Here is a 13,928-nt window from a genome sequence, read left to right on the forward strand (position 1 = left end):
TCACCGTCATTCCCCCGCGGCCGGGGCCCAGCGGGCGATCTGGGCGGCGAGGTGTCCGGCGCCGTAGCCGTTGTCGATGTTGACCACGCCGATGCCGGGGGCGCAGGCCGAGAGCATGGTGAGCGCGGCGGTGACCCCGCCGCTGGCGACGCCGTAGCCGACGGAGGTGGGCAGGGCGACCACGGGCGCACTGATCTGCCCGGCGACCACCGTGGGCAGCGCGCCGTCCATGCCGGCGGCGACGACCACGCAGGCCGCTTCGCGCAGCTCCGGCAGGCGCGACTGCAGGCGATGCAAGCCCGCGATGCCGATGTCGGCGATCAGCCGCGTAGGGCGGCCGAGGTAACGGGCTGTCAGCTCCGCCTCGCGGGCGACCGGCAGGTCGCTGGTCCCGGCGCAGGCCACGATGACCAGGCCTCCCGTCGGCTCCGGGGGTGCGGACGGCCAGGCCAGCAGCCGCGCCTCGGCGTCATGGAAGGCCCCGGGCAGCGCGGCGAGGATCGCCTCGGCGCGCGCGGCATCGGCGCGGGTGAACAGCACCGGCCCGAGCCCGTCATGGCCCTCGGCGTCCAGCCGCGCGTACTCCGCCGCGATCGCGGCGACCTGCTGGACGCTCTTGGCATCGCACAGCACCGCCTCGGGCGCCCCGCGGCGCCGGGCACGGTCGAGGTCGAGGTCGAGGAAGCCGTCGATCTTCCCGTCGGCCGCTGCTGGCCCGTCGGCCGCCGCCGGGTCGCGCGGGCCCGCTGCGGCCTCAGCCACGCCCGCCCTTGCCCACGATCTGGAGGGAGAACAGGCCCGAGCGGATGCCGTCGAGGTCGATCGTGACGTGCTGGAAGCCGGTCTCCTTGCCGGCGGCGACGAGGGCCGCGCGGATGCCCGGCTCCATGGCGCGGGCGAGCTCGCCGGTGGGCAGCTCGATGCGGCCCACGGCGCCGTGATGGCGCACCCGGCAGTCGCTGAAGCCCTGTTCGTAGACGGCGTCCTCGAGATCGTCGATCTGGCGCAGCTTCTCGGGGGTGACCTCCTGTCCGAAGGGGATCCGGGAGGCGAGGCAGGGCGCGGCGGGCTTGTCCGCGACCGGCAGAGAGAAGCCGCGTGCGACTTCTCTGACCTGCTGCTTCGTCATGCCGACGACGGACAGCGGGCGCAGCACCCGGTGGCGGGTGGCGGCGCCGGCGCCGGGGCGGTCATGGCGGGTGGCGTCGTCGGCATTCTCGCCGTAGGCGACCGCGTCGAGCTGCTGCGCATCCACGACCTCGTCGCCGATGCGGGTGAACAGCTCGTCCTTGCAGTGGAAGCAGCGCGTGCCGTCATTCTTCTGGTACTCGGGGTTCTCGCCCTCGTGGGTGTGGACCTCGACCACCTCAGCCCCGATCACCGCGGCGACCTGGTGGGCGAGGCGTCGTTCGCGGCGGGCGAGCGAGGGGGAGACGCCGAGCAGCGCGACGACGTTCTCGGCGCCGAGCGCCCGGATGGCGAGGGCGAGCAGGGTCGCGGAGTCCACGCCGCCGGAGTAGGCCACGCCGAGGCGCTGCACGCCGGCGAGCTCGGCGGAGACCGCATCGGCGAGCGCGAGCGCCTCACCGGTCAGGGCATCCGGGGTCATGGCGGTGACCTCGAAGCCGGGGTGCCCGGGGGAGAACAGCGAGCGGGGGGCCGACGGGGCGGTGCGCTGGTGGGTGGTGGTCACTTGTCCTGCCCTGCCGCGCCGTCGCGCTCGGAGGCGAGGCGGAAGAGCACCTCGCCGGCGTGGTCGATGACGAGGGTGTCGGGGTCGTTGCGCAGCGCCTCGATGTCGAGGGAGGCGGGATCCATGTGGAGCACGTTGTAGACCTCGCACTCCTCCTTCGAGATGGAGGTCGCGAAGTAGCGGTTCACCCGCTGCTTCTCCTCCCCCGTCTCGGGGTCGTAGGTGCCCAGGCCCGTGACGTGGGTGGAGTGGGCGAGCTCGCCCCAGGGGTGGTCCTTGAACCGGTCCCACTGCTTCGTGAAGTACTCGATGTTGTGATAGCCGATCTCGCGGATGCCGGGGTGCATCGCGGCGACCTCGGTGATGTGCGGGGCGTAGATGATCACGTCGCCACCGTCGGCGCAGACGGGCTCGGACTTGTAGAAGCCCTTCGCGCCGGTCCACATGTCGTCGTACATCTCCGGGACCAGCGCGACGATCCGCTTGTACGGCTTGTCGACGTAGGTGATGTGGGTCTGCGCGGAGATCTTCGCCATCGCGGCCCAGGCGGCCTGCGGATCGCCGAAGGCGATGGCGTTGAGGTCCTGCCCGCCGGAGACGACATCCATGGTGAACGCGAGCTTCTCGGCGTCGATGAGCTCGCTCGCGGCGTCGATCAGCTGGCGCACCGGGGTGATGCCGAGGGTGCCGATGATGCGGCTGGCGGTGATCAGCGCGCCCACCCAGTGGGAGATGTCGATGACGTCATGCACCGAGCAGCCGGGGAAGAAGTACTTGTTGCCGCCGGAGAAGCCGACCACCTCGTGCGGGAAGACGGGTCCGGCGATCAGGTTGACGTCGCTCTCGACGACCAGCTTGTTGATCTGCACCCGCATCGGGATGTCGGTGAGCAGGCCACCGGTGAGCTCGGCGATCTGCTCGGCGGAGATCTCGCCGAGGTCGGCGATCTGGGTGGGGTCGTCCCAGGCATGGTTGACGACGGTCCACTCGGGGTAGGTGGCCTTCGCGCCGCGCTCGGTGGCGCCGAGCAGGGTGTCGATCGCCGCCTCGCTCATCGCGGCGTGGGTGCCCAGCGCGATCAGCACGGTGACGGAGCTGGCGCGGCCGGAGAGCGCGTCGTGGATCGCGGGCAGCACCTTGGGCAGCGGGACGGAGCGGGTGCCGTCCGGGATGATCAGGCAGACGCTCCTGCCCTCGAGGTCCTGCCCGGCGAGCTGCTCGGCGACGAAGCCGGTGATCTGCTCGTCGGTGAGCGCACCGCCCGGGCCGCCGAGGAGGGCGGCACGTTCGGCCAGCCCGTCGGGGATCGGGTGGATCGTGGGCTGCGTCGTCGCATTCGGCTCGCTCATGGCTCCACTATGCGCCGTCGGGCCTGACCAGGACAAGGAGGGCCCGGCTGTTGCCATGAGGGCTCCCGGCGTGCTCGACACCCCGCGCGGGCACCTTCTCCGCCGAGGCGGGCGTCGCTCAGCTGCCGGCGCGATTGCCGCGGCGTGCGAGGGGCAGCGTGCCGAGCGAGGCGATCGCGATCACCGCGAGACCTGCACCCACGAGCGGCTGATCGCCGAGGAGCATCACGAGGGCGAGCACGCCCGCGATGAGCGCTCCGGCGATGGCCGCCATGGTCATGAACCTTCTCGAACTCTCGGTCATGGTCTGCTTCCTCTCGTTGCGGGTGGTGCCAGGATCGCAAGGAGCGCAGGGGCCGGTGAACCGACTTTCGGCGGACGACGCCGCCGGGTCCGCGTCCGATGGGCGGAGCTGAGCTCGACGTCGGGTGGGTACCTCGGACGCTCGGCTGTGCGGGACGGAGTGTGGCGCGGGCCGCACCGCCTTGACCGTCGTTCACGACGACCTTGAAACTGTACCGACGCGACGGTTCAGTTCTGAGGAGTACCGATGACCGACACGATGAGCCCCCGGCGCCGCTGGGCCGCCCTGGCCGTCCTGGTGGGGGCTGTGCTGCTGCTCGCCATCGACGCGACGGTGCTCTATCTCGCCGTGCCCGCCCTCACGGCGGATCTCTCCCCCACGGCCACCCAGGTGCTGTGGATCGGGGACATCTACTCCCTCGCCCTGGCAGGGCTGCTGGTCACGATGGGCAACCTCGCGGACCGCATCGGGCGCAAGCGGCTGCTGCTGCTCGGCGCGACCGCCTTCGGGGCGGCCTCCGTCCTCGCAGCGTTCGCTCCGTCGGCCGAGGTGCTCATCGCCGCGCGGCTGCTGCTGGGGATCGCCGGGGCCACGATCATGCCCTCGACGCTGTCGCTGATCCGCAGCATCTTCACCGACCCCGCCGAGCGGACCCGGGCGATCGCGCTGTGGTCCGCCGCAGCGGCCAGCGGGATCGCCCTCGGCCCCGTGGTGGGCGGGGCGCTGCTGGAGAGCTTCTGGTGGGGCTCGGTGTTCCTCATCAACCTCCCCGTCATCGCGGCGGTGCTGATCGCCGGCGGGTGGCTGCTGCCGGAGTCCCGCAACCCCTCGCCGGGACGCTTCGACCTCGTCTCCAGCGCCCTGTCGATGATGGCGATCATCCCGTTCGTCCTCACCGTCAAGCAGATCGCCGGCGGGAGCGCCGGCGTCGGCACCCTCCTCGCGATCGCCGCAGGGATCCTCGGGGGCGTGCTCTTCGTGCGCCGCCAGCGCCATGTCGACTCGCCCATGATCGAGGTGGATCTGTTCCGCAACGCCGCCTTCAGCGGCGCGGTGCTGGTCAACTTCACCTCCGTCTTCGCGCTCAGCGGCGTGCTGTTCTTCTTCTCCCAGTACCTGCAGCTGGCCCGCCACCTCAGCCCGCTCCAGGCCGGCATCGCGCAGCTGCCCGTCGCTCTCGCGTCCATGGCGGCAGTGCTGCTCGTGGGATTCCTGCTCGCACGACTGGGCCGCGGCCGAGCGATCGCCCTCGCGCTGCTGACGGGGGCGGCGGGGCTCGGCCTGCTCGCAGTGCTCGAGAGCAGCGAACAGCTGGGCTGGGTGCTGCTCGCACTCGTCCCCCTGGGGCTCGGCATCGGGATCGCCGAGACGCTCAGCGTGGACGCCGTCGTCTCCGCGGTGCGTCCGGCGAAGGCCGGGGCCGCCGCATCGGTGTCGGAGACGGCCTACGAGCTGGGCGTGGCCCTCGGCATCGCCGTGCTGGGATCCGTCATGACCGTGCTCTACCGCTCCGGCCTCACGCTCCCCCCGGATGTCACCGGCGCGACGGCGACGAGGGCGCAGGACTCGCTGTCCTCGGCGTCGGCCGTCCTCGCCGACCACGCCGCCGCCCTCGCGGCCGCCGAGCACGCCTTCGTCTCCGCGATGCAGGTGACCACGCTGATCGCCGCGGGGGTCATGGTGGTCTCGGCGGTCGTCGCCTTCGCCCTCATCCCCGACACCCGGGCCACCGCCTCCGCCGCCCGCTGAGGCGGGCGCGGCGAGGATCAGGGAGACTGGAGCCATGGCACGCACAGCAGGGCGCAGCGCGGAGGACACCAGGCGACTGATCCTCGACACCGCCATCCGCCTGGTGGGCCGGAAGGGCACGGCGGTGCCGGTCTCCGAGATCGCCGCCGAGGCGGGCATCTCCAAGGGGGGCCTGCTCTACCACTTCCCCAGCAAGGAGGCGCTCCTGCACACCCTGGCAAGCGACCTCATGGCCCAGTTCCGGGATCAGGTCCACGCGAGCGCGGCCACGGAGCCCCCCTCCCCCGGCCGGCTCACCCGCGCCTACGTCCGTGTGAGCTTCGCCGACGCGGGCGACGTCCACCGGCTGCGCGATTCCATCGCCCTGGCCTCCCACCTCATGTTCGAGCCGGGACTCGCCGAGCTCGCCCAGCAGGACGCGACGCAGTGGCGCGAGGAGCTCCATGCCGACGGGCTCGATCCCGCCGTGGTGCGCCTGGTGATCGCGGCGTCCGACGGGAGCATCAGCGCCCCGCTGTGGGGCGCGATCCTCGACGACAGCGACCGCGAGCGGCTCGAGGCCTCCCTGCTCGACCTCGCGACGCCCTGACGCCGCGCTCGATGCAGAGCTGAGGCCAGGGACCGTCCGAAGGTCGGGGTCGCACCCCGCGGAACGGTACTTCCGAGCGATGCGCACGGCGTATCGCCGTCCTAGCATCGAGCCGTGAAACGCTCCGTGACCGCCGTGACCGCTCCCTCTGCGGGCGCCGACGGCATCGCTCCCGCCGCCCCCTCCCCCGCGGAACTCCTCCGGCGACGGACCGCGGTGATGATCGTGCTGGGGGTCGCCGCACTGGCGCTGTTCTGCGTGCTGGTGCCGATCCACGCCAACGGATACGGCACCCCCGTCGTGCTCGCCCTGCCACTCGGCGCCGCACTGGTCGCCGCGCCCCTGCTGGCCGTCCCCCGCCCTCGCACCGCGAGCGTCCTCGCCTGCCTCCCAGCCTGGATCCTGCCGCTGGTGTCTCTCGGCGACGGACCCTCGTCCTGGCCGTGGCCGTGGTCGGTGCCCGCGATGATCGCCTTCACATTGTTCGTGCTGGTCATCACCACGCTGCACGGCTGGAAGGCAGGAGCGGCACCGCTCGCGATCGGGCACCTTGGCCCGCTGCTGAGCGCACCGCTGCTGGGGCGGGCGGAGGCGGCCGGTACGGATCTCATCGTCGCAGCCTCGCTCAGCGCGGCGGCGTCCCTGGTGGCGGTGCTTCTGGGCAGCAGGCTGCGCGTGGGCGAGGAGCTGCACCGCGAGCGAGAGGTCTCCGCCGCGGAGCACTCGCGTCGGCTGCTGGTCGAGGAGCGCACCCGCATCGCCCGCGAGCTGCACGACGTGGTCGCGCACAGCACCGCCCTGACCCAGGTGCAGGCCTCCACCGCCCGCTACCGGATCCCGGACCTCTCCCCCGAGGCCGCCGCGGAGTTCGACGACATCGCCCGCAGCGCCCGCGGCTCCCTCGAGGAGATGCGCCGCCTGCTGGGGGTGCTGCGCACGGAGGACCACACCCCGCCGCTCGCGCCGCTGCAGGGCGTGGCCGAGATCCCCGAGCTGGTGGAGGGCTTCCGCCGCGCGGGCGCGGAGCTGGAGCTGCACCTGGACGAGGTGCCGGAGCCGGTGCCCGCCTCCGTGGACCTGGCCGCCTACCGCGTGACGCAGGAGGCGCTGAGCAACGCGGTGCGGCACGCGCCCGGCGCACCGATCGACCTGCAGGTGGTCTTCGAACCCGGCGCCGTGATGCTCCGCGTGCACAATGAGAGGGTCCCCGCCGCGGCGACCTCCGCCCCTCGAGGTTCCGGCAACGGGTTGCGCGGCATGCAGGAGCGCGTCTCGCAGCTGGCAGGAACCCTCCGGCACGGGCCCGACCCGGACGGGGGCTGGACCGTCACCGCAGTCCTTCCGCTCACCGATCACCCCCAGGAGCCCGCATGACGATCTCCGTCCTGCTCGCCGACGACGCCGCCATGGTGCGGGCGGGCTTCGCGGCCCTGCTCGACGCCCAGTCCGATGTGCGCGTGGTCGGCCAGGCCACCACGGGCAGGGAGGCCGTCGCGCAGGCGGCACGGCTGCGCCCGGACGTGGTGCTCATGGACGTGCGCATGCCGGAGATGGACGGGATCGAGGCGACGCGGCGCATCGGGGCACCCGACTTCCCCGCCTCCCCGCCGCCGCGGATCCTCATGCTCACCACCTTCGACATCGACGACTACGTCCACGACGCCCTGCAGGCCGGGGCGAGCGGCTTCCTGCTCAAGGACGCGACACCCGAGGAGCTGGTCCACGCGGTGCGGGTGGTCGCCGCCGGTGACGCGCTGCTCTCGCCCGGGATCACGCGGAGGATGATCGAGCAGTTCGCCGCCCGTCGGCCGCGCGCCCCGCGCGATGCGGCGCTCCTGGCCCAGCTCACCGACCGCGAGCGGGAGGTCCTGATGCTCATCGCCGAGGGCCGCTCCAACAAGGAGGTCGGTGAGGGGCTGTTCATCTCCGACCACACGGTGAAGACCCATGTGGGGCGCCTGCTCACCAAGCTCGGCGTGCGCGACCGGGTGCAGCTGGTGATCCTCGCCTATGACAACGGCCTGGTCTCGCCGCTGAGCTGATCGCTCGGAGGGACTGCCCGGTGAGCGGCGCCGTCACTTCTTCCGGCCGGAGAGCCCTCGCGTCCTCCCGTTCTGGGCCACCATCTCGAGCACGTCCGCGCCATCGACCTGGATCTGTGCGGGCTGGAGCTGGTACCCAGTGATCAGGAACCGCGCCTCGGCACCCGCCTGCGGCACATCGCCGATCCGCTTCGTCCGCAGATCTCCGACGATCGCCCCGAGACGCTTGGCCATCCGGGTGATCGACATGCCGGGGTCCGAGTAGATGACCTCGCGGCCTCCCAGAGCGGCGAAGCCCCGCGTGATGACCGTCGGAGTCTCCGCCTCCTCCACGGGCCGGACGCGGAAGGCCAGGGGAACATTCGCCTCGAGATCCCTGATGAACTGCTCGGGAGTGAGCACGAGGCGCTGCGCCGGGATCCAGACGGCGATGGGGAGGGGCACCTCGGCGAGCATGACGACGAAGCTGAGGACCGCGCTCAGCGGATCATCCCCGGAATGCGGGCCGATGGAGAGGGCTCCTCGATGTGCAGCGATCCGCTCGACCAGGTCAGCGCTGTCGTCGGAGCAGGCAGCGTCGCGGAGCAGGGCCGGGTCCTCGATCCGGCCCGCGACTCCCATGTGCATCATGACATCGTGCGCGGTCTCGAAGACGGCCGCAGTGCTCCCCGTCCGGGTGAGCTCGCGGGCGCGATGGGGCAGGACGGCCTCCAGCACCTCGCCGAGGTGAGCCGGGTGATGGTCCAGCAGCAGATGAGCCGTCAGCGGACCTGCAGGCTGCGGCGTCTCGGAGCTGTCGGGACGTTCCCTCACGGGGCCCACCACGCCGAGATCGATGTGGAGGGCGACCGTTCCTCCCCGCTCGTCGAGCCCTCGGATGACGGGGTAGACGCCATCGCCCCATCCGGAATGGCTCAGGATGACGTTCTCCCCGTGCTGGGCGCCCGGAAGGATGATGTTCGCCGTGCCGTCCAGCAGATGCTCGGGATCGTCCATGAGAGTGAACCAGCTGTCCGGTCGGCCGGAGTCGAAGAGCTCCTCGAGGTCCTCGGCATCCTTCGGCAGGAGGCGCTCCACGGAGTCCCGGTCGGCGAAGGAGACGGCACCGGAATCGACGAACACCTCGGCGTCGTCGACCAGCTCGCGGCTCCTCTCCGCACCGTCGGCCAGCACCACGCTGAGATAGGCCTCGCGCAGGTGGCTGCCGTCCTGGGCATCGGAGACATCGGCCACCGTGACACTGACCGGATACGCGCCCGGGGACACCTCGATCACCCGGCCCTCTCCCAGACGGGTGAACGGATCAGCGACCTCGAGGCGACCGGAGTGCACTCGGAGGACACCGAGCTCGTGGACGCTGAGGGTGAGCGTGCCACCCTGCGGGTTGGAGGCGGGTCCAGGGGTCAGGGCGGCGAATGCAGAGAGATCCATGGCGGAGACTCTAGCCAGCATCGAATCGTGGAACACCTCCCGACGGGTCGTCATCCGACGGCTGGGGCGGCGCCGGTCTCGCCGCTGAGCTGATCGCTCGGAGGGACCACCCCTGCCGGCACCTGCGCGCGACGCGGCAGGGGGCACCTCGTCCATAGCGTCCTCGGCATCACCCGAGGAGGAGCCCCATGGCCGTCATCGATCTCGCGCCCCCGCGCCGCGCGCACGTCCCCGCCCGCACCCCTGCCCCCTCGCACCGCGATCGCGGCATCGACCTGGTCCGCGCGCTGTGCGTGCTGGCCGTGATGCTCGTCCACGGGCTCCAGGTCGCGGTCACCGCCGGCGCGGCCGGGCCGGTGCTCGAGTACGCGACCCGCGGTGCGGCCTGGTATCCGCCGCTGACCTGGCTGCTGCAGGTGATGCCGCTGTTCTTCGTGGTCAGCGGCTTCGCCGGCGCCATCGCGCACCGCCGGCTGCGGGAGCGCGGAGGCTCCGCGACGGACTTCGTCACGGCCCGCGTGCATCGCCTGCTGCTGCCGGCCCTCGCCCCGATCGCCGCGGTCGCTCTGGCCCTCGCCGCACTGCCCGCCCTCGGCGTCCCCGACGAGCTGCTCGGCGAGGCGGGGCTGCGCTGGCGCGAGCCGCTGTGGTTCCTCGCGGTGTTTCTCGGCGCCCAGGCGCTGCTGCCGGCGCTGCTGCGGGCGCATGAGCGGGCGCCCTGGCCCTCGCTGCTCGCCCTGGCCGGCGGCGCGGTGATCGTGGACGTGCTGCGCGCGGAGACGGGGATCGACGCGGTCGGGTACGCGAACCTCGCCTTCGTCTGGCTCGCGCTCCAGCAGGCGGGCTTCCTGCTGGCCGACGGGCGCATCGAGGCCCTCTCCCGCCGCGCCCGGCTGCTGGGCGCGGGAGCGGCCGTGACCGCTCTGCTCGCCGCCTTCGCGAGCGGGCTCTGGTCCCCCGACCTCATCGCGCACCTGAACCCGCCCACCACCGCCCTGCTGGTGCTCGGCGCGGCGCAGACCCTTGCGCTCTCCCTGCTGCGGCCCCGGCTCCGCGAGCTCGCGGAGCGTCCGCACATCGCGGCCGTGACCGGCTTCGTCACCGCCCGCACGATGACCTTCTACCTGTGGAACCTCTCGGCGCTGCTGCTCCTCGCGGGCGGGACGCTGCTCCTCGCGCACTGGGGCGCGCTCACCCTGCCGGAGCCCTCGAGCCTCCAGTGGTGGCTGGACCGGCCGCAGTGGCTGCTCGCCTCGATCGTGCTCACGGCGACGGCGGCCCGGCTCTTCGGCCCGCTCGAGCGGGTACGTGCGGTGCGGCCGACGGGCGAGCTCCGCCGCACCGGGCAGGCGATCGCGCTGGGCCTCGCCGGGCTGGGGCTGCTGCTCGTCGCGGGCGCCTCACCGCTCAGCGGCGTCGCGGCGCTCGCGCTGCTGCTCGGGGCGCTCGCCCGGATCCGCGCCCCGCGCCCGACTCTCGGCGAGGCCGGGCCGGCTGGGTCGGCTCGGCGTCAGGAGTCGCCCGACGGCGCCGCCGGTCGCGCAGGCTCCGCCGCGAGCACCGCACCCAGCAGGCCGGGGAACCGGGACTCGAGGTCCTCGTCGCGCAGGCAGTTCAGGATCGCGGTGCCGCGGTAGCGCTGGGAGATGACCCCGGCCTCGCGCAGCACCCTGAAGTGATGGGTGGAGGTCGACTTGGAGACGGGGAGGTCGAAGGCGATGCACGCCTGGTCGTCGTGGCCACCGGCGAGCTGGCGGACGATCGTGCGGCGGATCGGGTCCGCGAGCGCGGAGAGCACCTGGTCCAGGGCGATCTCCTGCGCATCGGGGTGGGGCAGTGTGCGCACCGTCTCCTCCTGGTCTCTTCTCGCGGGGTCCCCCGAGAGTACTATCGTCCTCGTAGTACGGCATCCTTCGTACTTAGCGTCGACCCCTCCGGAGGCTCCTCCCGTGACGACCCTGTTCACCCCGCTCCAGCTCCGCGGCCTCGAGATCCCGAACCGCGCATGGATGTCTCCCATGTGCACCTACAGCGCGGCGGCCGAGCCCGGATCGGCCGGCCGGCCCACCGATTTCCACCTCGCCCACTACTCGGCCCGCGCGGCCGGCGGCGCGGGCATGGTGATCCTCGAGGCGACGGGCGTGGCCCCCGAGGGACGCATCAGCCCCTTCGACCTCGGCCTGTGGGAGGACGCGCAGATCCCGGACTTCGCACGCATCGCCGCCGCGATCCGCGCACAGGGCGCGGTCGCAGGCATCCAGCTCGCGCACGCCGGCCGCAAGGCCTCGACCGGCCGACCCTGGGAGGGCGGGGCCTGGCTCGGCACCGACGAGCTCGGCTGGATGCCCTACGGCGCGAGCCCCGTCGCCTTCCCGGGCGGCCCGGTGCCCCACGAGATGAGCCGCGAGGACATCGCCGCGGTCGTCCGCTCCTTCGGCGACGCCGCACGCCGCGCGCTCGAGGCCGGCTTCCAGGTCGCGGAGATCCACGCCGCGCACGGCTACCTGCTGCACTCCTTCCTCTCACCGCTGACCAACCACCGCACCGACGAGTACGGGGGCGACCTCGCCGGCCGGGCCCGGCTGGTGCTCGAGGTGGTCGACGCGGTCCGTGCCGCATGGCCGCAGGAGCTCCCGGTGCTGATGCGGATCTCCACCACAGACTGGGTCGAGGAGAACCCCGAGGACCCGCGCGAGAGCTGGACCTACGAGCAGTCCGCCCAGCTGGCCGCCTGGGCCGGGGAGCACGGGGTGGATCTGATCGACGCCTCCTCGGGCGGCAACGACGTGGTCCCGATCCCCCGCGACGAGGACTACCAGACCCGTTATGCGGCGCGACTGCGCCGGGACACCTCGGTACCGGTCGCGGCGGTCGGCCGCGTGGCGCGGGCCGAGCAGGCGGAGGAGCTGCTCTCCTCCGGCCGGGCCGATGCCGTGCTGGTGGGCCGCGAGATGCTGCGGGACCCCTCGTGGGCGAACCACGCCTCCCGCACGCTCGGAGCCGCTCCGCGCTTCCTCGAGCAGTACTCCTACGCGCTCTGAGGGGTCCCGGCACCTCGGGCGGGCGCGGTGAAGGTTCTGCGCCGTTCCTGCCCGTGCGCTTCCCGGGAGGGCTCCGGGACTCCAGGATCGACTCATGACAGCCCCCGACGTCTCTGCGCGACTCACGCCGAGCTCCGTGGCGATGCCCCGGCACGTGGGCGTCATCATGGATGGCAACCGCCGCTGGGCACGCGCTCAGCACCTCCTCGACCCGAGCGCCGGGCACCGGGCCGGCGCCGAGCATCTGTCCCGCCTGCTGGGCTGGCTGGCCGCGCGCGGCATCGAGCACGCCAGCGTCTACGTGCTGTCCGCCGACAACATCCGCCGTCGCGACGCCCGTGAGCTCGGCGTCCTCTTCGCGCTGCTCGAGACCACCATCCCGGAGAGGGTGCGCGCCGCAGAGCGCTGGCAGCTCCACGTCAGCGGCGATCTCAGCCTCCTGCCGGGGCCGACGCAGCGCGCGCTGCGGAAGGCGGTGGAGGAGACCCGCGGTCGCCCGGGCCACCTCACTCTGGCGATCGGCTACGACGCCCGCGCCGACATGGCCGCGGCGCTGCGGCGCGCCGTCTCCGCCCTGCCCGAGGCCGACGTCGAGCAGCTGACCGTCGCTGCCGTGACCGCGCAGCTGGCCGGCGGCCCGGTGAAGGACATCGACCTGATCATCCGCACCGGCGGCGACAGCCGCACCTCGGGATTCTTCCCGTGGCAGAGCAGTGCGGCAGAGCTCCACGTCGCCTCCTGCCCGTGGCCGGCGTTCACGGAGAGCGACCTCGAGGCCGCTCTCACGTTCTTCGCGGCGAAGCGGTCCGGGGCCCCGACGGACTGCATCTCCGCCACCCCATGAGGCAGGATGAAGCCCGCACCGGAGACTCCGAGGGGGAGCACATGACGATCACGGCGGGCGAGACGACGACCGAAGTCCACATCAAAGCCTTCACCACGTTGCGACTGGAGGACGTCACCACGGAGGTGGACGGTCGCCCCGCTCGCCTCAGAGAGGCGACCGTCTACTGGGAGTTCGAGGACGGACAGTGGCGCATCAGCTTCGTGCAGCTCGACGGCGTGCACCTGAAGAAGAACGGAGCGGAGTCCCGCAGGGCCCTGAGCACGAGCTCCGAACCTGCTGACGGCACCGAGGACAGCTACGGACTCACCACCCCGCAGGTGATCGTCGAGGCCGCGCTGGCGCACACCCCCGACTGGCTGCCGCAGATGAACGAATCGGGCTACGCCTCTCGCGAGCGATCGGATCACAGGGGTGAGGACACAGCACTCCCGGGCCACGACGGACCCTCCCCCGCACGGTCGGAGCCGCACCATGCTCCCGCAGGCATCTCGCACGTCGGGACCACGACCCAGGTCCTCGTGCACGCCTACACCGCCCTGCAGCTGGAGGACTTCCCCATGCAGGTGAAGGCTCGCACCGCCAGGATCGCGAAGGCCGAGATCCGTTGGGGATTTCAGGAGGGCGCCTGGCGCGTCGACGCCGTGCACGTGTGGGGGCCGGTGATCCGCCAGAAGGACGGGACGGAGTCCTCCCAGCACGTCAGCGAGCTCACCCGGCCCGCCAACGCCTCGAACTCGCAGTACGGCGTGATCACCCCGCCGGAGATCATCGAGGTGGCCCGGCGGAACGTGCCGGACTGGGAGCCGCAGATCACCGGGACCCACCTCCCCCGGATCCCGACGCTGCGCAGCAGCCTGTAGCGAGCCCTTCTCGACGCGGGCGG

The 13,928-nt window shown here is 72.4% G+C and carries 13 protein-coding genes and 1 pseudogene; 8 read left to right on the forward strand and 6 right to left on the reverse strand.

The window, feature by feature from the left end; translation table 11 throughout:
* Window positions 1-6: 6 nt before the first annotated feature.
* The 4 genes from larB to ACT3SQ_RS00775 form a co-directional block, all read right to left on the reverse strand.
* On the reverse strand, window positions 7-762 hold the full coding sequence (larB, locus tag ACT3SQ_RS00760) for a nickel pincer cofactor biosynthesis protein LarB (RefSeq protein ID WP_345075813.1): 756 nt from the start codon (window positions 760-762) through the stop codon (window positions 7-9).
* Complete coding sequence (gene larE, locus ACT3SQ_RS00765) at window positions 755-1,693, reverse strand: ATP-dependent sacrificial sulfur transferase LarE (protein ID WP_444600763.1); 939 nt, start codon at window positions 1,691-1,693, stop codon at window positions 755-757. The genes larB and larE overlap by 8 nt, the downstream gene beginning before the upstream one ends.
* Entirely contained in the window at window positions 1,690-3,042 is a 1,353-nt protein-coding gene (locus ACT3SQ_RS00770; RefSeq protein WP_441444468.1) for a lactate racemase domain-containing protein, read from the reverse strand. Before ACT3SQ_RS00770 ends, larE begins: the two co-directional genes overlap by 4 nt.
* Window positions 3,043-3,160: 118 nt before the next feature.
* The gene (locus ACT3SQ_RS00775) at window positions 3,161-3,346 is read right to left on the reverse strand and encodes a hypothetical protein (protein WP_345075816.1); all 186 of its coding nucleotides are present in this window, start codon (window positions 3,344-3,346) and stop codon (window positions 3,161-3,163) included.
* A 246-nt stretch (window positions 3,347-3,592) separates the two neighbouring features.
* Here ACT3SQ_RS00775 and ACT3SQ_RS00780 point away from each other — a divergent pair, with 246 nt between their 5' ends.
* The 4 genes from ACT3SQ_RS00780 to ACT3SQ_RS00795 all read left to right on the forward strand — a co-directional run bounded on the left by ACT3SQ_RS00780 (window position 3,593) and on the right by ACT3SQ_RS00795 (window position 7,726).
* Window positions 3,593-5,095 carry an MFS transporter gene (locus tag ACT3SQ_RS00780; protein ID WP_345075817.1) on the forward strand — a complete coding sequence of 501 codons (1,503 nt, stop codon included), beginning with the start codon at window positions 3,593-3,595 and terminating at the stop codon, window positions 5,093-5,095.
* Window positions 5,096-5,129: 34 nt separating this feature from the next.
* A complete protein-coding gene (locus tag ACT3SQ_RS00785; RefSeq protein WP_345075818.1) occupies window positions 5,130-5,684 on the forward strand; it encodes a TetR/AcrR family transcriptional regulator in 555 nt (184 codons plus the stop codon).
* A 114-nt stretch (window positions 5,685-5,798) separates the two neighbouring features.
* Window positions 5,799-7,058, forward strand: coding sequence for a sensor histidine kinase (locus tag ACT3SQ_RS00790; RefSeq protein ID WP_345075819.1), 1,260 nt, complete (start codon window positions 5,799-5,801; stop codon window positions 7,056-7,058).
* Complete coding sequence (locus ACT3SQ_RS00795) at window positions 7,055-7,726, forward strand: response regulator transcription factor (RefSeq protein ID WP_345075820.1); 672 nt, start codon at window positions 7,055-7,057, stop codon at window positions 7,724-7,726. Before ACT3SQ_RS00790 ends, ACT3SQ_RS00795 begins: the two co-directional genes overlap by 4 nt.
* A gap of 33 nt (window positions 7,727-7,759) precedes the next feature.
* Here ACT3SQ_RS00795 and ACT3SQ_RS00800 read toward each other — a convergent pair whose 3' ends face one another.
* Window positions 7,760-9,157: a DUF4241 domain-containing protein gene (locus tag ACT3SQ_RS00800; protein ID WP_345075821.1), complete on the reverse strand. Its 1,398-nt coding sequence runs from the start codon at window positions 9,155-9,157 to the stop codon at window positions 7,760-7,762.
* Window positions 9,158-9,345: 188 nt separating this feature from the next.
* On the opposite strand from ACT3SQ_RS00800, the pseudogene ACT3SQ_RS00805 reads away from it, so the two are divergent.
* Window positions 9,346-10,413: pseudogene (locus tag ACT3SQ_RS00805) on the forward strand (acyltransferase family protein); the annotation flags it as partial.
* A gap of 254 nt (window positions 10,414-10,667) precedes the next feature.
* Here the strand turns inward: ACT3SQ_RS00805 and ACT3SQ_RS00810 are convergent.
* Window positions 10,668-11,003, reverse strand: coding sequence for an ArsR/SmtB family transcription factor (locus ACT3SQ_RS00810; protein ID WP_345075822.1), 336 nt, complete (start codon window positions 11,001-11,003; stop codon window positions 10,668-10,670).
* A 103-nt stretch (window positions 11,004-11,106) separates the two neighbouring features.
* Between ACT3SQ_RS00810 and ACT3SQ_RS00815 the strand changes: the two genes are divergently transcribed.
* The 3 genes from ACT3SQ_RS00815 (at window position 11,107) to ACT3SQ_RS00825 (ending at window position 13,905) form a co-directional block, all read left to right on the forward strand.
* A complete protein-coding gene (locus ACT3SQ_RS00815) occupies window positions 11,107-12,198 on the forward strand; it encodes an NADH:flavin oxidoreductase/NADH oxidase (RefSeq protein WP_441444467.1) in 1,092 nt (363 codons plus the stop codon).
* 94 nt (window positions 12,199-12,292) lie between these two features.
* Window positions 12,293-13,042 (forward strand): polyprenyl diphosphate synthase, encoded by a 750-nt coding sequence (gene uppS, locus ACT3SQ_RS00820; RefSeq protein WP_444598835.1) that lies wholly within the window; start codon window positions 12,293-12,295, stop codon window positions 13,040-13,042.
* Window positions 13,039-13,905, forward strand: a complete 867-nt coding sequence (locus ACT3SQ_RS00825) for a hypothetical protein (RefSeq protein ID WP_441444465.1) — start codon at window positions 13,039-13,041, stop codon at window positions 13,903-13,905. The genes uppS and ACT3SQ_RS00825 overlap by 4 nt, the downstream gene beginning before the upstream one ends.
* Window positions 13,906-13,928: the final 23 nt, after the last annotated feature.

The sequence above is a fragment of the Brachybacterium sp. AOP42-C2-15 genome, from assembly GCF_052377065.1.
Classification (GTDB): domain Bacteria; phylum Actinomycetota; class Actinomycetes; order Actinomycetales; family Dermabacteraceae; genus Brachybacterium.

Excerpts from the sequence above, each read along its gene's own strand:
- ACT3SQ_RS00780 (WP_345075817.1), top strand. The coding sequence starts at position 3,593 with ATGACCGACACGATGAGCCCCCGGCGCCGCTGGGCCGCCCTGGCCGTC.
- ACT3SQ_RS00795 (WP_345075820.1), top strand. The coding sequence starts at position 7,055 with ATGACGATCTCCGTCCTGCTCGCCGACGACGCCGCCATGGTGCGGGCG.
- uppS (WP_444598835.1), top strand. The coding sequence starts at position 12,293 with ATGACAGCCCCCGACGTCTCTGCGCGACTCACGCCGAGCTCCGTGGCG.
- ACT3SQ_RS00800 (WP_345075821.1), bottom strand. The coding sequence starts at position 9,157 with ATGGATCTCTCTGCATTCGCCGCCCTGACCCCTGGACCCGCCTCCAAC.
- ACT3SQ_RS00825 (WP_441444465.1), top strand. The coding sequence starts at position 13,039 with ATGAGGCAGGATGAAGCCCGCACCGGAGACTCCGAGGGGGAGCACATG.
- ACT3SQ_RS00770 (WP_441444468.1), bottom strand. The coding sequence starts at position 3,042 with ATGAGCGAGCCGAATGCGACGACGCAGCCCACGATCCACCCGATCCCC.
- ACT3SQ_RS00775 (WP_345075816.1), bottom strand. The coding sequence starts at position 3,346 with ATGACCGAGAGTTCGAGAAGGTTCATGACCATGGCGGCCATCGCCGGA.
- ACT3SQ_RS00785 (WP_345075818.1), top strand. The coding sequence starts at position 5,130 with ATGGCACGCACAGCAGGGCGCAGCGCGGAGGACACCAGGCGACTGATC.